An 18,535-nucleotide genomic window follows, 5' to 3' on the forward strand; every position below is an offset into this window, starting at 1 on the left:
CGCCGGCCGTTCCAGTCGAGAGGAGCCCGAGAGGAGCCGATGAAGTTCGCCTTTGCGAAGCCCGCGCTGCCCAAGTCCGGCACCGTCGCCGTCACCGTCGCCACCGATCGCGCGCTCGGCGCCGCGGGGCGGGATCTCGACCAGAAGACGGGCGGCACGCTGTCCCGCGCCATGAAGGCCAGCCGCTTCACCGGCAAGAAGGAGGAGACGCTGGCCATCCTCGCCCCCGCCGGGGTCGAGTTCGACCGCGTCCTTCTCGTCGGCACCGGCAAGGGCGAGGATCTGTCCGAGGCCACCCTCCAGGCCGTCGGCGGCGCCATCGTCGCCGCCTTGGACAAGTCCGGCGAGACGGAGGTTTCCGTCCTGCTGGACCTGCCGGACGGCGGCACCGTGGCTCCCGACGCCGCGGCGGCGGAGCTGGCCTTCGGCGCGCAGCTCCGCTCCTACCGGTTCGACAAGTACCGGACGACCGAGAAGAAGGAGGCCAAGCCCTCCCTCAGGAAGATCATCGTCCTGACCGCCGAGCCGGACGCCGCCAAGCGCGCCTATGGCCGCCTGGAGCCGCTGGCCGAGTCCGTCGCCTACACCCGCGATCTGGTGTCGGAGCCGGCCAACGTCCTGAATCCGGAAAGCCTCGCCGACCGCTGCCGGGACCTGACCGACGTCGGTCTGCAGGTCGAGGTGCTGGACCTCAAGAAGCTGAGGAAGCTCGGCATGGGCGCGCTGATCGGCGTCGCCCAGGGCAGCGCCTTCGAGCCGCGCGTCGTCGTGATGCGCTGGGACGGCGCCCCCGACGCCGAGGACCGCCGCCCGCTGGCCTTCATCGGCAAGGGCGTGACCTTCGACACCGGCGGCATCTCCATCAAGCCCGCCGCCGGGATGGAGGACATGAAGTGGGACATGGGCGGCGCCGCGGTGGTCATCGGCACCATGCGCGCGCTCGCCGCTCGCAAGGCCAAGGTCAACGCCGTCGGCATCGTCGGCCTGGTCGAGAACATGCCCTCCGGCACCGCGCAGCGGCCCGGCGACGTGGTGACCTCGCTGTCCGGCCAGACCATCGAGGTGATCAACACCGACGCCGAAGGCCGCCTCGTCCTGGCCGATTGCCTGACCTACGCGCAGGAGACCTTCAAGCCGCGCCTGCTGGTGGACCTCGCCACGCTGACCGGTGCGGTCATCATCGCGCTGGGGCATGAGCACGCCGGCCTGTTCGCAAACGACGACTGGCTGGCCGAGAACCTGCTGGCCGCCGGCAAATCGGTGGGCGAGCCGCTGTGGCGCCTGCCGATGGGCGACGCCTACGACAAGGACATCAACTCCGACATCGCCGACATGAAGAACGTCGGGTCGGGCCGCGGCGCCGGCAGCATCGTCGGCGCGCAGTTCCTGAAGCGCTTCGTCGAGGACCTGCCCTGGGCGCACATCGACATCGCCGGCGTCGCCTGGTCGAAGAAGGACACGGCCACTGTCCCAAAGGGCGGCACCGCCTTCGGTGTCCGCCTGCTCGACCGCTTCGTGGCGAACTACCACGAGAGCAAGTAAGGTTTAGCCCTCTCCCCTCCGGGGAGAGGGCCATCTCGACAATGAGGCCATGACCGAGGTCCGTTTCTATCACCTCCAGCGGCGCACGCTCGAACAGGCGTTGCCGAAGATCCTGGAGAAGGTTCTGGAGCGAAACTGGCGCGCCGTCGTCCTGGCCGGCTCGCCGGAGCGGGTGGACGCGCTCAATCAGCATTTGTGGACCTACGACCCCTCCTCCTTCCTGCCGCACGGTGCCGCCCGCGACGGCTTCGCCGCCGAACAGCCGGTCTGGCTGACCGCCGAGGAGGAGAACCCCAACGGGGCCACCGTCCTGGTTCTGGTGGACGGGGTGACCAGCGACGCGATGGGCTCCTTCGACCTCGTCTGCGACCTGTTCGACGGCAACGACGGGGACGCGGTGTTGGCCGCGCGCGACCGTTGGAAAGTCTGCAAGGCCGCCGGGCATTCCCTCACCTACTGGCAACAAAACGACCGCGGCGGTTGGGAAAAACGCGCCTAAACCTACAGTCGTCGTAGGTTTTAAAGAATCCTGCGGGTGATACCGCTAACGCGACACAATATTGCATTTATTTGTCCCCACCGGTCTTGACGCGCCTCCTGTGCACAAGGTTAATCTAAAACCCGTAAAATTCCGCGGGACGGCGCACAGGTGGAGGTCAGTATGCACAAGCGCGTCCAACGGGCGTTGACGGCACCGTCATGACCCGCAGCGCTCTCGACCCGACCCTGGCGCGGGAGGTCAAGGATGCCGCCATCCTGATCGTCGACGACAACGCGTCGAACGTCGCTTTGGTGCGCGACATCCTGACCCACGAAGGCTACACCGCCGTGCGGGGGGAAACCGATCCCCGCCAGGTTCCCGCGCTCTGCGAGGCCCAGCGCTTCGACCTTCTGCTGATCGACATCCGTATGCCGCACATGAGCGGTTTCGATCTGATGGAGCGGATCAACGTCCTCTACGGCGACGATTACGTGCCCATCCTGGTGCTGACCGCCCACACCGACCAGGAGACGCGGCGGCGTTCGCTGGAGTTGGGCGCCAACGACTTCCTCACCAAACCCTTCATCGCCTGGGAGCTGCTGCACCGCGTGCGCAGCGTGCTGGAGATCCGCAAGCTCTACCAGCGCGCGGCCGAGCAGAACCGCGGGCTGGAACGCCGCGTGTCGGAGCGCACGGCGGAACTCAGCGCCGCCCTGGAGGCCGCCCGCCAAGCCGACCGGGCCAAGCTCGACTTCCTCTCGGTGACCAGTCACGAGTTGCGGACTCCGTTGAACGCCATCATCGGCTTTGCCGAGGTGCTGTCCAGCGAGGCCAATGGGCCGCTCGGCCACCGCGACTATCTGGACTATGTCCGGCTGATCGAGGAGAGCGGCAAGGCGCTGCTCGGCATGGTCAACAACATCCTGGACTTCACCCGCGGCTCCGGCGGCATCGACCTCGCCGAATCGACCATCGAGCTGCCGGGCCTGCTGATGCACTGCATCGATCTTCTCGGCGCCAAGGCGCAGGCCAAGTCACAGACCATCACGCTTCAGCCCGGACCGCCCGTCACGCTGCGCGCCGACCGGCGCCGCTTGGCGGAGATGATCGTCCATCTGCTGGACAACGCGGTGAAGTTCGGTCACCGGGGCGGGCGGGTCTCGCTGCGGATCGCCCTGCAGGGCGGGATGGTCGCCATCGCCGTCGCCGACGACGGCCCCGGCGTCCCACCGGACATCGTTGATCACGTCTTCAGCCCGTTCATCCAGGGCGAATGCTCGCTCGTGCGCCAGCATGAGGGGATCGGGCTCGGCCTGCCCATCGTCCGCCGCTTCGCCGAATTGCATGGCGGCAGTGTGGAGTTGGACAGCGCGCCGGGGCGGGGCACGACCGTGACCATTCTCCTTCCCGTCACACGTCTGACGGCCCCACCCATCGCGGGCCTGAAGGAATCGCGGGCGGGGTAGCGGCACCTGACCAATCCCGACCGGATCGGGTGATCGGCTTCGTCAAGTCTACTCGGCGAGGCTGGGTTGCTCCAAAGGTCCCGGTTCGGCGTCGACGGAACGGGCCGGCCAAACTGGTCACCAACCCGACCTCCAACTGGCTCCAACGCTGCTGGGTCACCGGGAAAACGGTGAGATAGGGGCCGAGCGCCCCACGCACGTCCGCCAGAAGGAAATTCACGGCGTCCAGCGACGCCGGCCGGAAGCAAAGGTTAGGAACAGCGGACACCGCGAGATGGCACCACGGAATGGGCCACCCAAGGTGATCGCGCCCGGATGATCAGATCACCGCAAAGCCATGGCAAATGAACGGTTACCGGGGCTGCTTGAAGCAACAACCGCAAACGGCGCGTTGGGCAATTTTCGCAGCCCTCGGCGTTATTCCGCTTCCACACGCATGAGGTCGCCCAGCTTGTCGAGCAGATAGTCCAGGTCCTCGGCCGCCAGATCCTCATACTGGGTCAGGATGCGCTCGATCACCCGGCGGCGGTGGCGCTCGATGTCGTGCGCCTCGCCGTCGTAAGGGGTTTCCTTCAGCACGTCCAAGGCGATCCGGCAGGCCGGCAGCAGGGCCGGCGGCTGCTTCGCCTTGTCGTAGATGGATTTCAGACCCAGCCGTCCGGCGTCGTGGATCAGCAGGCGGGCGTTGGTCAGCGGCACGTTGGCCAGATGGGACAGGGCCGTCTCGAAAAAGGCGCTGTCGCCCATGCACAGCGCCCGCACCAGCAGCGACGGCGTCAGCCGGCCGCTGCGCGACAGTTGCGCGACCAGCCGTTCCAGCGCGCCCTCATCGCTTTCCCCGGAGAAGAGGGCGACGGTGGCGCGTTCGCGGCTTTGCAGGATCAGGTCGGCGGCGACCTTGGCCGGAAGGTCGTGGTTGGTCACCAGATGCTGCTGGAGCTTTTCCGAGACCACGGCGACCAGCCGTTCGGCGATCGTGATCGGCAGGCGGGCGCGCTGGACCAGCGGTTCCTGCACGGTTTCGCTGTCGGCGAAGCGCTCGATGACCCGGCCGAGCGTGCGCTCGCCGAGATCCGCGCTTTCGTTGGCGACCAGGACCGCCACCGCCCCTTCCGACGCGGTGTCGATCAGCGCGTCGGCGACGCTGGCCGACAGGGCCGGGCGCTGCGCGATGGCGGTGTGCTTGGCGTCGGTGCCGGTTCGCACCAGCTCGACGAGGTCGGCATCGGTCAGCACCGTGGAGACGCTGAGCACCGGAATCGCCACGGCCTCCACGTCGCGCGCCAGCATCAGCGCGACGTCGCGCGGCAGCGCCGGGTTGGCCTTCAGATTCTCGGCCAGCGACTGGCGCACGCGCACCACCGCGTCGCGCGCCATGAAGCGGATGATGTCCTCGGCGAGCCGGCGTTCGCCGTCCGTCAAGGTGGCCGCGGAGAATTGCCTGGCAACCTTGACCGCCAGTTCGGAGCGGCTGTTCGGCGACGGGTCCGACAGCAGCCGGGACACGTCGTCCTTGGTGAGTTGGTCGCTCATGGGTCCCTGACCCTTTCCTGCCCTGCGTCGCCCCCCGCGCCTCGGATTCGTGCATCAGCGGGAGCGAATGTATTCAGGTCATGATCGGACCAAAGCATTGAGCCTTTGTTAATGACGATTTCCGACGACGGGCAGGTCCCGGCCGCTTCTCACCAGCCGCCATGCCGGTGCCCGCCGTGCCGTTGATGGTGACGGGGGCCGCCATGGTGACCACCGCGATGCCCCCCATAGTAGCCGCCGTAGTAGGGGCGGCCATACACCACGGGCGGCGGCCCGTAATGGCGGTACAGCGGGCGCTCGTAATAGCCGTACCCATAGGAACGGTGTCCATAGCCATAGACGGGTCCGGGTGTCCCGGCGGCGACGTAGCAGCCGGACAGCAGAAGGGCGGCGAAGGACAGAAGGGACAGCGAGCGGAGCGTCGTCATTGGCGTTCCTGTGCCAGGGGTCGCGGCCCGACGGGCGGGCCGTGCTGACAGGATGAACGCCTGCGACGGGGATATTATTCCGCAGGTGGCGCCTCCCGGTCAGCGCCGTCCCCGGCGTCCCTGCTTCTTCGGAGCGCCCTCGGGAATGCCGCGGCCCTGGCGGGCGGAACTGATGCCGATGCTGCCCGGCTGCTCCAGCCCGAGGTCCATCGCCTCCAAGCGGCGGAGTTCGTCGCGCAGGCGGGCGGCCTCCTCGAACTCCAGGTCGGCGGCAGCGGCCTTCATGCGCTTCTCCATATCGGCCATCACGGACTTCAAATTGTGGCCGACCAGTTCCGACGCGTTCAGGCCGGTCTTCACGGTGACGTGGTCGCCGCGCTCGTACACGCTCTCCAGGATGTCGCCGATGGCCTTCTTCACGGATTCCGGCGTGATGCCGTGCTCCAGGTTGTACGCCCGCTGCCTCTCGCGGCGGCGCGCCGTCTCGTCGATGGCGTACTGCATGCTGCCGGTGATCCTGTCGGCGTAGAGGATCGCCCGCCCCTCGATGTTGCGGGCGGCGCGGCCGATGGTCTGGATCAGCGAGGTCTTGGAGCGCAGATAGCCCTCCTTGTCGGCGTCGAGAATGGCGACCAGCGAGCATTCGGGAATATCCAGCCCCTCGCGCAGCAGGTTGATGCCGACCAGCACGTCGTAGGCGCCGAGCCGCAGGTCGCGGATGATCTCGATGCGCTCCAGCGTCTCCACGTCGGAGTGGATGTAGCGCACGCGCAGCCCCGCCTCGTGCATGTATTCGGTCAGCGCCTCGGCCATCTTCTTGGTGAGCGTGGTGACCAGCACGCGGTTGCCCTTCGCCACCACCTCCTTGCACTCGTGGATCAGGTCGTCCACCTGCGTCTCGGTGGGGCGGATGATCACCTCCGGGTCGATCAGGCCGGTTGGGCGGACCACCTGCTCGGCGAAGACGCCGCCGGTGCGCTCCATCTCCCACGGGCCGGGGGTGGCCGAGACGAAGACCGTCTGCGGGCGCATGCCCTCCCACTCCTCGAACTTCAGCGGGCGGTTGTCCATGGCGCTGGGCAGGCGGAAGCCGTATTCCGACAGCGTTTCCTTCCGCATGCGGTCGCCGCGGTACATGCCGCCGATCTGCGGCACCATGACGTGGCTCTCGTCCACGATCAGCAGCGCGTCGCCCGGCAGATACTCGAACAGCGTCGGCGGCGGCTCGCCCGCCGCGCGACCGGTCAGGTAGCGGGAGTAGTTCTCGATGCCGGCGCAGGCGCCGGTGGCCGCCATCATCTCGATGTCGAAGGTCGTGCGCTGCTCCAGCCGCTGCGCCTCCAGCAGCTTGCCCTGGGCGTTGAACTCCTCAAGCCGGAGCTTCAGCTCGCGCTTGATCTGCTCGATGGCCTGATTGAGCGTCGGCTTGGGCGTCACATAGTGGCTGTTGGGATAGATGCGCACGGCCTCCAGCGAGGCGATCTTCTCACCGGTCAGCGGATCGATCTCGTGGATGCCCTCGATCTCGTCGCCGAACAGCGAGATGCGCCAGGCGCGGTCCTCCATGTGGGCGGGGAACAGCTCCACCGTGTCGCCGCGCACCCGGAACAGGCCGCGCCCGAAGGCCGCGTCGTTGCGCTTGTACTGAAGCTCGGTCAGCTTGCGCAGCAGGTCGGGCTGGGCGACCACCTGGCCCTTGCGCAGATCGACGGTCATCTCCGAATAGGTCTCGACCGAGCCGATGCCGTAGATGCAGGACACCGACGCCACGATGATGACGTCGTCCCGCTCCAGCAGCGCCCGCGTCGCCGAGTGGCGCATCCGGTCGATCTGCTCATTGATCGAAGACTCCTTCTCGATGAAGGTGTCGGTGCGCGGCACATAGGCTTCCGGCTGGTAGTAGTCGTAGTAGGAGACGAAGTATTCCACCGCGTTGTTCGGGAAGAAGGACTTCATCTCGCCATAGAGCTGCGCCGCCAGTGTCTTGTTCGGGGCGAGCACCAGGGTGGGGCGCTGGACGTGCTGGATGACGTGCGCCATGGTGAAGGTCTTGCCGGACCCCGTGACGCCGAGCAGCACCTGATCCTTCTCACCGGCGCGCAGTCCCTCGGTCAACTCCCCGATGGCGCGCGGCTGGTCGCCGGAAGGCTTGAACTCCGACACCAGTTCGAACTTCTTGCCCGCCTCCAGCTTGGGCAGGGACTTCTGCGGGAGGGCGGTCAGGACGGGATGGGACATGCGGGTGCGCTCGCGCCAGGGGTACGGAACGGGAACCGAGTATATGGCCCACCCCACCCCCGCTGTCGAGCGTGGGCTTGTCCGGAGTCTGCTGCGCGTCCCCTCCACATTGCCAATGCCATTTTTGGCATTGACGGCATGCTTGTTCTGGCATATATCACTACAAGCAATCTGCAAAAGCAGAGATTAGAAAAAAAACTCCTGCGGAAGGAACCCTTCATGCCCACGGTCAAAGCGATTTCTCTAACCGATAAAGTGCAAGGAACAAGAAATGCCATCAGAGGAAAGGGCTGTTTTGTGGGTCTCCGGCGCCAAGGCTGATCTCCTGGGATTTCCTGACGCCGTCAAAAGAACAATCGGCTTCGCTGTCCACTTGGCACAAGTTGGACTGAAGCATGAGCAAGCCAAGCCTTTGCATGGCTTCGGTGGAGCGTCGGTGCTGGAGGTCGTGGAAGATCATCGCGGAGATGCCTACCGGGCCGTCTATACGGTTCGCTTCGAGGACGCCGTGATCGTGCTTCATGCCTTCCAGAAGAAGTCCAAACGAGGAATTGCCACACCAGCCCACGAGATCGACCTGATCCGTCAGCGGTTGAAGGTGGCAGAGGAGTTGTACGCGCAATGGAAGACAGGAAAGACAAAGCCAAGCTGACGCTCGTCGAGGGAGGCGGCAACGTCTTTGCCGACCTGGGCTTGGCGGATGCCGAGGAAACCATGGCGAAGGCACGGCTGGCGGGACAGATTGCGCTCGCCATCCGCGACTTGGACCTGACGCAGAAACAGGCTGCGGAGCGGATGGGTCTGGATCAGCCCAAAGTATCCGCACTGATTCGCGGGAAGCTGACGGGCTTTTCGATCGAGCGGTTGGTGCGCGGACTGGTGGCGCTTGGCCGTGATGTCGAGATCACGGTCCGCCCGAAACCGGACTCGCGGGATCATGCACGCGTTGTGGTGATGGAGCGATAAGCGCCTTACAATGCTTGCCCCCTCCCTGGCCCTCCCCCGCGCTCGGCGGACCTATGGTCCGCCTGCCGCGTCAGCGCAAACCTTTGGTTTGCGCGAGAGCTGCGCAGGGGAGGGAAAAAAAGGGCGTGCCCCTTACCCGCGCACCAGCGCGTCGTAGTCCTTCACCAGCGTCTCGCAGACGCGGCCCGGCGTGAAGCGGTGCTCGCCGATCTGGCCGACCGGGGTCACCTCCGCGGCGGTGCCGGTCAGGAAGACCTCCTGGGTGTTCGCCAACTCGTCCGGTTGGATGTGGCGCTCGATCACCTCAATGCCGCGGGCCTTGGCGAGGTCGATCACCGTGCGGCGGGTGATGCCGTCCAGGAAGCAGTCGGGCTTCGGCGTGTGGATCTTGCCGTCCATCACCAGGAACAGGTTCGCCCCGGTCGCCTCGGCCAGATAGCCGCGGTAGTCGAGCATCAGGGCGTCCTGATAACCCTCGGCCTCCGCCGCGTGCTTGGACAGCGTGCAGATCATGTAGAGACCGGCCGCCTTCGACGCGGTGGGGGCGGTGTCCGGGGCCGGGCGGCGCCAGGGCGCCCAGGTCAGCTTGATGCCGGCCATCTTCGCCTCGGGGCTGAAGTAGCTCGGCCACTGCCAGACGGCGATGGCGACGTGAATGCGGCTGGCCTGCGCCGCCACGCCCATCATCTCGCTGCCCCGCCACGCCACCGGGCGGACATAGGCGTCGGTGAAGCCCATCGCCTTCACCGTCTCGTTGGTCGCCGCGTCGATCTCCGCCACCGAGTAAGGAAGCTCGAAGCCCAGGATGCGGGCCGAGGCGGCCAGACGCTCGCTGTGCTCGGTCAGCTTGAACACCGTACCGTTGTAGACGCGCTCGCCTTCGAACACGCAGCTCGCGTAATGCAGGCCGTGCGACAGGACGTGCAAATTCGCGTCGCGCCACGGCACCAGCGCGCCGTCGTACCAGATCACGCCGTCGCGATCGTCGAAGGGAAGGATGGACATGGCGGCTCCCACCTTGGTCTTTGGCCCGTTGCTCGGGACTTGGAATGGAATTGTCGAAAGCCGCGCTTGTCTCGCGGCCTTTGTTCGTTTATGTCTGGCTTATTGACCCATTTGTAACGAATCGCACCGATCACGTCAACATGGCTGACATAAAAGCGGGCGTGAACCAGCTTTTCCTGCGCGAAGAGGAACTTCGCACGGGCATGGAGCTGCTGTTCTACGCCTATCGGGAATTCACCGCGGAGCCGGACGAGATCCTGGCGCAGATCGGCTTCGGCCGGGCGCACCACCGCGTCATCTATTTCGTCGGACGCTATCCGAAGATCACCGTGTCGGAGCTTCTGGCGATCCTGAAGATCACCAAGCAGAGCCTGTCGCGCGTGCTGGGGGAGCTGGTCCGGCAGGAATTCATCCAGCAGCAGACGGGCGTGCGGGACCGGCGGCAGCGTCTGCTGGAACTGACGGAAAAGGGCGTGGAGTTGGAACGCCAGCTGTCCGAAACGCAACGGCAGCGGATCGCCCGCGCCTACCGCATGGCCGGGGCGGAGGCCGTCGAGGGCTTCCGCAAGGTGATGCTGGGCATGATGGACGAGGAGGACCGGGTGAAGTTCGCGCCCCCGGTGCCGGCCCGGCTCGCCGCCGKGAAGCGGTAGGAACCGGGCCGGAAGACCGGTCTCAGGCAAGCCCTCGATCAGGCATCCTTGGCCGGGGTCGTCTCGGCGGCGGCCGGGGTCGTCTCAGCGGCGGCGGTGGAAGCCGCATCCGCCGGCGGGGTGCCGGCGACGCCCTCCGCCCCGTCCTTGCCCGCGGCGTTCGCGGCGCCACGGCGGCGGAAGGACGTGCGCTTGTACACCACGCTGTCCGAAGACCCCGGCGGGCACTGAACGATTTTACCCCCCTTCGCAAGAAACTCGCGGGTCATGGAGTCCAGATCATTCCGATCCGCGCTGCGGTTATCGGATGCCATGCATGCCTCCTGTGATCGTCATCGTGCCCCATGGCACCATCCGGGCGGTCCCGGCGGTCCATGGAGCATGCGTTTCTTTTGTGAAGCGGCTGTTACAGGATTGGGGGCAATCGGCCCCTGAATGAGCGGCCCCGACAGAAATCGGAGCTGAAAATTACGCCTCTTTCAGGTTGGCCGCGGCGCTCTTGCCCTTCTTGGGGTCGCGCTGGAGTTCGTAGGACAGCTTCTGGCCTTCATGAATATTGATGCCCGACCGCTCAACGGCGGAGATGTGGACGAACACGTCGGCCGTCCCGTCATCCGGCTGGATGAAGCCGTAGCCCTTGGTGGTGTTGAACCATTTCACGGTTCCAGTAGCCATCTGGTAGTTCCTTGAACGAGGTTTCCCATGGCGCTCATGCCACGGGTTTACATCAAATCACCGAGGGGAAGGACCAGACGCAGCGATCTGCAAGCGGACCGTAGACCCAAAGAAATTCGACTCTTCTCACGTGGGGATCGAAAGGCCGCAATGCAACCCGAACCCCTCGGCCAAAGCCCGGACACTTGTTCCGACTCACGACTCTTGCCTCGTTCGTCGGAGTCGGCCCTGCCCTTCGGCGGAGTTGTCCCGGGCTTGTTGCTTAGCCCATAGTTTTGGCACCCTGATTCTTTTGTCTTAGCTTTCCTGGAAGGAGCCGGCGGCATGCAGCGTGCCCATCTTGTGGCCGCGTTCCTGACCTTTGCCGCCTTGTGCGTCGGCGTGTCCGCCCTGTCGGTGTCGCGCGACCGCCACGCCACGCTGGAACAGGCCCGCCGCGAGTTCGCCGCGACCGCTCACCTCCTCGACGAACACGCCAGCCGCGCCATCGAATCGGGGGATGCCCAACTGCGCATGCTGCTGGCCGAGTTGGAGCGGTGGGACCGCCGCGACTCCGCTGAAGGACAGCGCATCCAGGCGGCGATGCGCGCCCGCGCCGAACGACTGCCGCAGATCGGCGGCGTCTGGGCGCTCGATGCGCAGGGCCGGCTGCTTCTGGACAGCGCGGAACACCCGCCACCGCCCCGCGACCTGTCGGAGCGGGACTATGCCCAGGCTCATCTGGACACCACGCGGGGACCGCCGCCGGGTCTCCATGTCGGGCCCCACCTGCCCGACGGTGCCGGCGTCAACCAAGGGCGCTTCACCATCAGCCGCGCCCTGCGCGACGACGAGGGAGGTCTGCAGGCGATCGCGGTGGCGGGCATCCAGAACACCTATTTCTCTCAAATGTACGGGGAGGCCGGCTGGGGCGAGGGCGCGCGTCTGGCCCTGTTCACCAGCGGCAAGGAGAAGCTGGCGGAATGGCCGCCGGACAGCGCCGTCGCTCCGCCCTCCACCGCCTGGCCCCAGCCCTGGGACCCGCCGGAAAGCCCGGCGATCGTGGAGGGGAGGCAGATCACCGCCGCGCGGATGCTGACCGGTTTCCCGATCGTGGTGGTGGCGAGCCGCCCCTTGGCCGAGGTGTTGGCCCCCTGGCGGGAACGCGCCCTGTGGACCACCGCGGTCAGCGGCGGCATCCTGACCGGCGCGACGGTGCTGTTCGTTTTCGCCCTGGCCGGCGCCCGGCGGGAGGAAGCGGTCCGGGCGGAGCTTCTGCGCGCCAACCAGAGCCTCGACGACCGCGTCCGCCAGCGGACGGCGGAGCTGGAGAAGGCCCTGCGCAGCGCGGAAATGGCCAGCCTCGCCAAGATGAAGGTGCTGGCGACCGTCAGCCACGACCTGCGCCAACCCTTGCAAGGTCTGGCCGCCTTTCATGAGCTGCTGTTGAAGGAGGCGCCGAACCCGACGCTCAAGCAATTGGGCGCCATGGCCTCGGCGTCGCTCCAGGCCGGGCAGCGGCTGCTCGACGATCTGCTGACCCTGTCGCGGCTGGAGGCCGGCGTGGTGCCGGTGGAGGTCGGAGTCTTTCCGCTCGCCCCGCTGCTGGAGCAACTGGCCGCCGAATTGCAGGCGGAGGCCGAGGGCAAGGGCCTGCGGCTGACCGTGATGCCCACCAAAGCCTGGGTGCGCAGCGATCCGGCGCGGCTTCAGCCGATCCTGCGCAACCTGCTGTCCAACGCCGTCAAATACACGGCGCGCGGCGGGGTGGTCGTCGGGGCGCGGCGGCGCGGCGACGCCCTGCGGGTGGAGGTCTGGGACAGCGGCCAGGGCATCGCCAGCGCCGAGCTGGGCACGATCTGGGAGGAGTTCTACCAGATCGGCAACCCCGCCCGCGACGGCTCGCGCGGCGCCGGCCTCGGCCTGTCCATCGCGGAGCGCACCGCCCGCCTGCTCGGCCATCCGCTGGAGGTCCGGTCGCGGGTCGGCCGCGGTTCCGTCTTCGCGGTCACTCTGCCCAGCGTTCGGTCCTCCGCCATCCCGGCGCCGGTGGCGCGCCCCCGGCCGGAGGGGGCGACCGCAGCGGACCCCGCCCCGGACCGCCCCGCCGAACGGTCCCTCGGTCGCCTGTCCGGACGGCGGGTGCTGGTGGTCGAGGACGATCCGTTGCAGCGCAGCTCCCTGACCTTGCTTCTGGAGCAGGCCGGGGCCGGTGTGATGGCGGCCGACAGCTTCGATTCTGCCCTCGCCGCCGCCCAAGCAACCCTCCAGGCGCCCTCGGCGATCCTCAGCGATTACCGGCTGCCCGGCGGCACCGACGGGCTGAGCGGCATCCAGACGCTTCGCGGGGTGTTGGGACGGGACGTTCCGGCCATCCTGCTCACCGGGGAATTGTCCGCCGACCTCGTGCGCGCGGCCAAGGATGCGGGCTGTCTCGTGCTGACCAAACCCGCAGCACCCAACCGCATCCTGTCCACCCTGGCGGAGCTGACCGCGGGCGCCGATGCCGCCGCCGGATGTGGGACCTGATGCCCTGCCCGGCCGCCGCCGCTTCCCTTGGTGCGCGGCGCGCTGTTGCGCTACAGTCGCGTCATGACCGAAGAAGACCAGCCCCACATCCTGGTCGTCGATGACGACACCCGTCTGCGCGAGCTGCTGCGCAAGTACCTCGCCGGCAACGGCTTCCTGGTGACCACCGCGAAGGACGCCGCGGAGGCGCGGGCCAAGCTGGCCGGGCTCGCCTTCGACCTGCTGGTGCTCGACATCATGATGCCGGGCGAGACCGGGCTGGAGCTGACCGAATCGCTGCGGCGGGAGCGCGACCTGCCCATCCTGCTGCTGACCGCGCGGGGCGAGCCGGACGACCGCATCGCCGGGCTGGAGGCCGGGGCCGATGATTACCTCGCCAAGCCCTTCAACCCGCGCGAGCTGCTGCTGCGCATCAACTCGATCCTGCGCCGGCAGGCCAGCCGCCCGGCCGACCCGGTGCCGCCGCAGCCGGTGAAGCTCGGCCCGATGATCTACCTGCCCGACCGCGACGAGCTGCGGGCGGGCGACGAGGTGGTCCGGCTGACCACCGCGGAGGCCGGGCTGCTGCGCGTGCTCGCCGCCTCCCCCGGCACCATCTTCTCGCGTGAGGAGTTGACGGAGCGCAGCAAGGTCGCCGGCAACGCCCGCACCATCGACGTGCAGGTGACCCGCCTGCGCCGCAAGATCGAATCCGATCCGCGGGAGCCGCGCTACATCCACACGGTGCGCGGCGAGGGCTATGTGCTGAGGCCGGACCCGTAACGGGGCCGCCAGAGCGCCAGGAACAGGACCAGGACCAATGACCACCGACACCGCTGCCGGACCGATGCCGATGCCGCGCCGGGAAAAGACGGGGCTGCTGAAGCGGTTCCTGCCCCGGACGCTGTTCGGCCGCTCGCTGCTGATCATCGTGACGCCGGTCATCCTGGCCCAGGCGGTCGCCACCTGGATTTTCTACGACCGGCATTGGGACACCATGACGAACCGGCTGGCCTTCGCGGTGGCCGGGGACATCGCCATGGTCATCGGCATGCTGGAGCACGACCCGACCCCGGAAGGCCGCAACTGGACGCTGGCCGCCACCGCGCGCAGCACCGACCTGATCGTGACGCTGGAGCCCGGCAGCACCCTGCCCGACCACCCGCCGAAGCTGCGCGGCATGCTGGAGAACACGCTCAGCAAGGCGCTGCACGAGCGGGTGCGGCGGCCCTTCGCCATCAACACCCGGATCACCCGCGAATGGTACGAGATCCGCGTGCAGATGCCGGACGGCGTGCTGTCGGTGATGTCACCGGAACGCCGCCTGTTCAGCCCGACCAGCTACATCTTCATCCTTTGGATGGTCGGCTCGGCCCTGGTGCTGTTCACCGTCGCCATCATCTTCATGCGCAACCAGATCCGCCCCATCAAGCGGCTGGCCGCCGCCGCGGACGCGCTGGGCAAGGGCCGCGACGTGCGCAACTTCAAGCCGGAGGGGGCGACCGAGGTCCGGCAGGCCGCCGTCGCCTTCATGCGCATGCGCGAGCGCATCCACCGCCAGATCACCCAGCGGACGGAGATGCTGGCCGGCGTCAGCCACGACCTGCGCACGCCGCTGACCCGCATGAAGCTGGCGCTGGACATGCTGGGCGACGGGCCGGAGGTCGAGGAGCTGCTGACCGACGTCTCCGAGATGGAGACGATGATCGAGGGCTATCTGGCCTTCGCCCGCGGCGAGGGGACGGAGGCCGTTCAGCCGACCGACCTGACCCGCATCCTGAACGAGGTGGTCTCCGGCGTCCGCCGCGAGGGGGCGGAGGTCGCCCTGGTCGCACCGGACGGGCTGACCCTGCCTCTGCGCCCCAACGCGACGCGGCGCTGCCTCGCCAACCTGCTGTCCAACGCCCGGCGTCACGGCGACCGCATCTGGGTGCGGGCGGAGCGGGAGGACGGCTTCATCGACATCCTGGTGGACGACGACGGACCGGGCATCCCGCAGGCGTCGCGCGACGACGTGTTCAAGCCCTTCTTCCGCCTGGACAGCTCGCGCAACCAGGCGACCGGCGGCGCCGGGCTGGGGCTGACCATCGCCCGCGACGTCGCCCGCAGCCACGGCGGCGACATCACGCTCAGCGACAGCCCCTACGGCGGCCTGCGCGTGCTGATCCGCCTGCCGGTGTGAGCCTCGCAGGAGAGCCCCCGCCATGCCCGTCGGCCCCGACGACTACCGCCTCATGGACGTGCTGCAGGGTGGGCTCTGCTTCTATTGCGAGGAGCCGGTGGGGGCCAAGGCGACCTTCGACCATCTGATTCCGCTGGCCTATGGCGGACTAGACGCGGCGCCGAACGTCGTTCTGGCGCACCGCCGCTGCAACCAGCGCAAGGCCGACCGCCTGCCGACGGCGGAGGAGATCGAGCGTTTCGTCACCCAGCGTCGCCGCAGCCGGCTTGGCGTCTGGCCGCCCCTGCTGGCCCTGCGCGACGCCGAGCCGGGTGACGAGTGGATGACCGTCGCCCGCGCCATCGCCGGGCTGTGAGCGCCGGCCCTACTGAGCCCTCTTGACGGCGGCCCCGCCTTCTGGCCCGATCACCGGAACGATAAACAAGGTTAATTCGGGAGCGTTCGATGGCGGATCGGTACGACGTCGTGATCGTCGGCGGTGGTGTGATGGGCTGCGCGGTGGCCTATTTCCTGGCGAGCGACCCCGGCTTCGGCGGCAGCGTGGCGGTGGTGGAGCGGGATCCGACCTACCAGCGCGCCTCCTCCGCCCTGTCGGCCAGCTCGATCCGTCAGCAGTTCTCGACCCCGGCGAACATCGCCCTGTCGCAGTTCGGCCTGTCCTTCATCCGCAACGCGACTCAGCATCTGTCCGTGGACGGCGACCCGGTGGACCTGGGCCTGCGCGAGCCGGGCTATCTTTATCTGGCGACCGGCGCCGGGGCGGACATCCTGCGCCGGAACAACGCCATCCAGCTCTCCTGCGGCGCCGACATCGCCCTGCTGTCGCCGGAGGAGCTGGCCGCCCGCTTCCCCTGGCTGTCGGTCGAGGGAATCGCGCTCGGCTCACTGGGACTGTCCGGAGAGGGCTGGTTCGACGGCTACAGCCTGATGCAGGCCTTCCGCCGCAAGGCCAAGGCGCTGGGCGTCGCCATGATTGCCGGGGAAGTCGCGGGCATCGACGCCGCCGACGGCAAGGTCACCGCGGTGCGTCTGGCCGACGGCCGGCGGCTGTCCTGCGGGGTGGCGGTCAACGCCGCCGGGCCGCAGGCCCGCCACGTCGCCACCATGGCCGGGGTGGACCTGCCGGTGTCGGCGCGCAAGCGCTGCGTCTTCGTGTTCGACTGCCGCGAGGAGCTTCCCGGCTGCCCGCTGGTCATCGACCCGTCCGGCGTGTGGTTCCGCCCCGAGGGCAAGCAGTTCATCTGCGGCGCCCCGCCGCCCGCCGACCGCGACCCGGACACCGACGACCTGACGGTGGAGCACGACCTGTTCGAGGAGATGATGTGGCCGGCGCTGGCCGGGCGCGTTCCCGCCTTCGAGGCGATCAAGGTCACCACCGCCTGGGCCGGCTTCTACGAATACAACGAGATCGACCAGAACGCTGTCATCGGGCCGCATCCTGAGCTTCGCAACTTCCTGTTCTGCAACGGCTTCAGCGGCCATGGCCTGCAACAGGCGCCGGGCGCCGGGCGCGGGCTGGCGGAATTGATCGCGACCGGCGCCTTCCGCAGCCTGAACCTGTCGGCCTTCGCCTACGACCGTCTGGTGGAGAACCGCCCCCTGCTGGAGACGAATGTGATCTGAGGGAACGGGCGCGAGCCTGGCCGGTTGATGGGGTGACCATTCCGAACGGAGCATGAGGCCCCGCGATGAAGCAGCCCCACACCGAAGAGACCGTCAAGCACACCGACGACCAGCAGAACACCGGCAACCACAAGAAGCCGGATGCTCCCGACGCCAAGGGCGCCGACCGCTTCGGCGGCACCCGCAAGGGCGCCGAGAATGTGGAGCCGACCAAGGACTGATGGCGGCCTGAAAGGCTTGCACCGGTGGGGGCGGACGTGCCACATCCCCTGGCGCGTCCGTCTCCACTCCGCAGGCCGGGAGCCTCTCCCATGGCTCACGCCATGTTCAAACGCTACAAGATTCTATTCACCCGCCCCCTGCCCGGCCTGCGTCCGGGCCGGCCCGAGCGCGACGCCATGGTGGAGCGGGTCAAGCGCTTCGCCAGCCAGAACGGCATGGCCGGCGACCTGCACGCGATCGCGCCCAACGCCGGCTTTGGCATCCTGGAAATCCAGTGCACGGACAAGCTGGCCCGCCGCCTGAGCGACCTGTCCGAGGTCGAATCCGTTTTGGAGGCGTAGGCGCCGAACCGTCAGATCTCCACAATTTGCGGCAACCTGGAAGTGACGGAGATTCGTCTGGGGTGTATCCCGATCAATATTGGCGCACAGGCCACGGTTTCTCCTGGGTTGCATCCCCAGGAAACCGCCAAATCAGCCAGCTAAGTATTTGATTTGAAAGGAATGGCGGAGGGGATGGGATTCGAACCCACGATAGGGGTTTGAGCCCCTATAACGGTTTAGCAAACCGCCGCCTTCAGCCTCTCGGCCACCCCTCCTACCGGGTCGACGCTCTGTGGCGCCGCTGGCGTGGGTGCGTTCTAACGATCCGAATGGGACCTGTCAACGCTTACTCGCCAAAAATTTGGAACGAGCCAGAAAAGAACGAAATCTGTATAAAATTTTATGTACTTTTTAGAAAATCAAAGGTAGTTTACCACCGGAACGCGATAGCAATCTTTGGTCAGGGGGACGCCATGAGCTTGTCACGCCGCTGCGCCGAAACGCTGATCGATCTGGTCGAGATCAAGCTGAGCTGCTTGGAGATCACCGACCGCGAGGACCTTCGCGAAAAGGAACTGCTACTGCGCTGTGTTGAGGAATTGAAGGCGGAAGCGCGCGGCGAAAATGGGGCCACAGCCGCATTCGAGGCGCCCAAGCGGCGTGGTCGCAGGCCCAAGCATTTGCAGATCCAAGATCTCCACGCCTGACGAG

The 18,535-nt window shown here is 67.3% G+C and carries 20 protein-coding genes and 1 tRNA gene; 14 read left to right on the forward strand and 7 right to left on the reverse strand.

From position 1 onward, the window contains the following. Positions 1-39 precede the first annotated feature (39 nt). The 3 genes from AC1DVI_RS06275 to AC1DVI_RS06285 all read left to right on the forward strand — a co-directional run bounded on the left by AC1DVI_RS06275 (position 40) and on the right by AC1DVI_RS06285 (position 3,489). A complete protein-coding gene (locus AC1DVI_RS06275; RefSeq protein WP_476957196.1) occupies positions 40-1,542 on the forward strand; it encodes a leucyl aminopeptidase in 1,503 nt (500 codons plus the stop codon). A gap of 49 nt (positions 1,543-1,591) precedes the next feature. Further along, complete coding sequence (locus tag AC1DVI_RS06280; protein ID WP_476957197.1) at positions 1,592-2,041, forward strand: DNA polymerase III subunit chi; 450 nt, start codon at positions 1,592-1,594, stop codon at positions 2,039-2,041. Positions 2,042-2,241: 200 nt separating this feature from the next. Further along, a complete protein-coding gene (locus AC1DVI_RS06285; protein ID WP_476957198.1) occupies positions 2,242-3,489 on the forward strand; it encodes an ATP-binding response regulator in 1,248 nt (415 codons plus the stop codon). 417 nt (positions 3,490-3,906) lie between these two features. Here the strand turns inward: AC1DVI_RS06285 and spbR are convergent, their stop codons facing one another. The 3 genes from spbR to uvrB all read right to left on the reverse strand — a co-directional run bounded on the left by spbR (position 3,907) and on the right by uvrB (position 7,688). Continuing rightward, positions 3,907-5,022, reverse strand: coding sequence for a SpbR family protein (spbR, locus tag AC1DVI_RS06290; protein WP_476957199.1), 1,116 nt, complete (start codon positions 5,020-5,022; stop codon positions 3,907-3,909). Between the two features lie 149 nt (positions 5,023-5,171). Further along, on the reverse strand, positions 5,172-5,450 hold the full coding sequence (locus AC1DVI_RS06295) for a neuropeptide-like protein 29 (RefSeq protein WP_476957200.1): 279 nt from the start codon (positions 5,448-5,450) through the stop codon (positions 5,172-5,174). 99 nt (positions 5,451-5,549) lie between these two features. Then, entirely contained in the window at positions 5,550-7,688 is a 2,139-nt protein-coding gene (uvrB, locus tag AC1DVI_RS06300; RefSeq protein ID WP_237905770.1) for an excinuclease ABC subunit UvrB, read from the reverse strand. A gap of 271 nt (positions 7,689-7,959) precedes the next feature. Between uvrB and AC1DVI_RS06305 the strand changes: the two genes are divergently transcribed. Both AC1DVI_RS06305 and AC1DVI_RS06310 read left to right on the forward strand, forming a co-directional pair. Beyond that, positions 7,960-8,340, forward strand: a complete 381-nt coding sequence (locus AC1DVI_RS06305; protein ID WP_476957201.1) for a type II toxin-antitoxin system RelE/ParE family toxin — start codon at positions 7,960-7,962, stop codon at positions 8,338-8,340. Then, complete coding sequence (locus tag AC1DVI_RS06310; RefSeq protein WP_476957202.1) at positions 8,310-8,654, forward strand: helix-turn-helix domain-containing protein; 345 nt, start codon at positions 8,310-8,312, stop codon at positions 8,652-8,654. The genes AC1DVI_RS06305 and AC1DVI_RS06310 overlap by 31 nt, the downstream gene beginning before the upstream one ends. 132 nt (positions 8,655-8,786) lie before the next feature. On the opposite strand, the gene AC1DVI_RS06315 is transcribed toward AC1DVI_RS06310, so the two are convergent. Next, positions 8,787-9,659 (reverse strand): branched-chain amino acid aminotransferase, encoded by an 873-nt coding sequence (locus AC1DVI_RS06315; RefSeq protein WP_476957203.1) that lies wholly within the window; start codon positions 9,657-9,659, stop codon positions 8,787-8,789. Positions 9,660-9,799: 140 nt separating this feature from the next. Between AC1DVI_RS06315 and AC1DVI_RS06320 the strand changes: the two genes are divergently transcribed. Next, the gene (locus tag AC1DVI_RS06320; protein ID WP_476957204.1) at positions 9,800-10,312 is read left to right on the forward strand and encodes a MarR family winged helix-turn-helix transcriptional regulator; all 513 of its coding nucleotides are present in this window, start codon (positions 9,800-9,802) and stop codon (positions 10,310-10,312) included. 38 nt (positions 10,313-10,350) lie between these two features. On the opposite strand, the gene AC1DVI_RS06325 is transcribed toward AC1DVI_RS06320, so the two are convergent. Both AC1DVI_RS06325 and AC1DVI_RS06330 read right to left on the reverse strand, forming a co-directional pair. Next, a complete protein-coding gene (locus AC1DVI_RS06325; protein ID WP_149165270.1) occupies positions 10,351-10,626 on the reverse strand; it encodes a hypothetical protein in 276 nt (91 codons plus the stop codon). Between the two features lie 154 nt (positions 10,627-10,780). After that, positions 10,781-10,987 carry a cold-shock protein gene (locus AC1DVI_RS06330; RefSeq protein ID WP_014197503.1) on the reverse strand — a complete coding sequence of 69 codons (207 nt, stop codon included), beginning with the start codon at positions 10,985-10,987 and terminating at the stop codon, positions 10,781-10,783. Between the two features lie 324 nt (positions 10,988-11,311). On the opposite strand from AC1DVI_RS06330, the gene AC1DVI_RS06335 reads away from it, so the two are divergent. From AC1DVI_RS06335 to AC1DVI_RS06365, 7 genes are all read left to right on the forward strand, one after another. After that, on the forward strand, positions 11,312-13,495 hold the full coding sequence (locus AC1DVI_RS06335) for a hybrid sensor histidine kinase/response regulator (RefSeq protein ID WP_476957205.1): 2,184 nt from the start codon (positions 11,312-11,314) through the stop codon (positions 13,493-13,495). Positions 13,496-13,558: 63 nt separating this feature from the next. Then, positions 13,559-14,257: a response regulator gene (locus AC1DVI_RS06340; RefSeq protein WP_149165268.1), complete on the forward strand. Its 699-nt coding sequence runs from the start codon at positions 13,559-13,561 to the stop codon at positions 14,255-14,257. 37 nt (positions 14,258-14,294) lie between these two features. Continuing rightward, positions 14,295-15,656: an ATP-binding protein gene (locus AC1DVI_RS06345; RefSeq protein WP_476957206.1), complete on the forward strand. Its 1,362-nt coding sequence runs from the start codon at positions 14,295-14,297 to the stop codon at positions 15,654-15,656. A gap of 22 nt (positions 15,657-15,678) precedes the next feature. Further along, positions 15,679-16,011 (forward strand): HNH endonuclease, encoded by a 333-nt coding sequence (locus AC1DVI_RS06350; protein ID WP_476957207.1) that lies wholly within the window; start codon positions 15,679-15,681, stop codon positions 16,009-16,011. A gap of 89 nt (positions 16,012-16,100) precedes the next feature. Further along, positions 16,101-17,279, forward strand: a complete 1,179-nt coding sequence (locus tag AC1DVI_RS06355) for an NAD(P)/FAD-dependent oxidoreductase (RefSeq protein WP_476957208.1) — start codon at positions 16,101-16,103, stop codon at positions 17,277-17,279. Between the two features lie 65 nt (positions 17,280-17,344). Next, positions 17,345-17,500 carry a hypothetical protein gene (locus AC1DVI_RS06360; protein ID WP_014197509.1) on the forward strand — a complete coding sequence of 52 codons (156 nt, stop codon included), beginning with the start codon at positions 17,345-17,347 and terminating at the stop codon, positions 17,498-17,500. Between the two features lie 90 nt (positions 17,501-17,590). Further along, positions 17,591-17,842: a hypothetical protein gene (locus tag AC1DVI_RS06365; protein WP_149165265.1), complete on the forward strand. Its 252-nt coding sequence runs from the start codon at positions 17,591-17,593 to the stop codon at positions 17,840-17,842. A 163-nt stretch (positions 17,843-18,005) separates the two neighbouring features. Here the strand turns inward: AC1DVI_RS06365 and AC1DVI_RS06370 are convergent. Further along, a tRNA-Ser gene (locus AC1DVI_RS06370) sits at positions 18,006-18,099 on the reverse strand. 198 nt (positions 18,100-18,297) lie between these two features. On the opposite strand from AC1DVI_RS06370, the gene AC1DVI_RS06375 reads away from it, so the two are divergent. Beyond that, positions 18,298-18,531 carry a hypothetical protein gene (locus AC1DVI_RS06375; RefSeq protein WP_149165264.1) on the forward strand — a complete coding sequence of 78 codons (234 nt, stop codon included), beginning with the start codon at positions 18,298-18,300 and terminating at the stop codon, positions 18,529-18,531. Positions 18,532-18,535: the final 4 nt, after the last annotated feature.

The organism is Azospirillum sp. P4_B5, from assembly GCF_056402275.1.

Bases quoted from the DNA above. Each gene is read 5' to 3' on its own strand.
- AC1DVI_RS06355 (WP_476957208.1), top strand. From the start codon at position 16,101: ATGGCGGATCGGTACGACGTCGTGATCGTCGGCGGTGGTGTGATGGGC.
- spbR (WP_476957199.1), bottom strand. From the start codon at position 5,022: ATGAGCGACCAACTCACCAAGGACGACGTGTCCCGGCTGCTGTCGGAC.
- AC1DVI_RS06305 (WP_476957201.1), top strand. From the start codon at position 7,960: ATGCCATCAGAGGAAAGGGCTGTTTTGTGGGTCTCCGGCGCCAAGGCT.
- AC1DVI_RS06335 (WP_476957205.1), top strand. From the start codon at position 11,312: ATGCAGCGTGCCCATCTTGTGGCCGCGTTCCTGACCTTTGCCGCCTTG.
- AC1DVI_RS06365 (WP_149165265.1), top strand. From the start codon at position 17,591: ATGGCTCACGCCATGTTCAAACGCTACAAGATTCTATTCACCCGCCCC.
- AC1DVI_RS06295 (WP_476957200.1), bottom strand. From the start codon at position 5,450: ATGACGACGCTCCGCTCGCTGTCCCTTCTGTCCTTCGCCGCCCTTCTG.
- AC1DVI_RS06360 (WP_014197509.1), top strand. From the start codon at position 17,345: ATGAAGCAGCCCCACACCGAAGAGACCGTCAAGCACACCGACGACCAG.
- AC1DVI_RS06325 (WP_149165270.1), bottom strand. From the start codon at position 10,626: ATGGCATCCGATAACCGCAGCGCGGATCGGAATGATCTGGACTCCATG.
- AC1DVI_RS06375 (WP_149165264.1), top strand. From the start codon at position 18,298: ATGAGCTTGTCACGCCGCTGCGCCGAAACGCTGATCGATCTGGTCGAG.
- AC1DVI_RS06330 (WP_014197503.1), bottom strand. From the start codon at position 10,987: ATGGCTACTGGAACCGTGAAATGGTTCAACACCACCAAGGGCTACGGC.
- AC1DVI_RS06310 (WP_476957202.1), top strand. From the start codon at position 8,310: ATGGAAGACAGGAAAGACAAAGCCAAGCTGACGCTCGTCGAGGGAGGC.
- AC1DVI_RS06345 (WP_476957206.1), top strand. From the start codon at position 14,295: ATGACCACCGACACCGCTGCCGGACCGATGCCGATGCCGCGCCGGGAA.
- AC1DVI_RS06280 (WP_476957197.1), top strand. From the start codon at position 1,592: ATGACCGAGGTCCGTTTCTATCACCTCCAGCGGCGCACGCTCGAACAG.
- AC1DVI_RS06350 (WP_476957207.1), top strand. From the start codon at position 15,679: ATGCCCGTCGGCCCCGACGACTACCGCCTCATGGACGTGCTGCAGGGT.
- AC1DVI_RS06340 (WP_149165268.1), top strand. From the start codon at position 13,559: ATGACCGAAGAAGACCAGCCCCACATCCTGGTCGTCGATGACGACACC.
- AC1DVI_RS06315 (WP_476957203.1), bottom strand. From the start codon at position 9,659: ATGTCCATCCTTCCCTTCGACGATCGCGACGGCGTGATCTGGTACGAC.
- AC1DVI_RS06285 (WP_476957198.1), top strand. From the start codon at position 2,242: ATGACCCGCAGCGCTCTCGACCCGACCCTGGCGCGGGAGGTCAAGGAT.
- uvrB (WP_237905770.1), bottom strand. From the start codon at position 7,688: ATGTCCCATCCCGTCCTGACCGCCCTCCCGCAGAAGTCCCTGCCCAAG.
- AC1DVI_RS06275 (WP_476957196.1), top strand. From the start codon at position 40: ATGAAGTTCGCCTTTGCGAAGCCCGCGCTGCCCAAGTCCGGCACCGTC.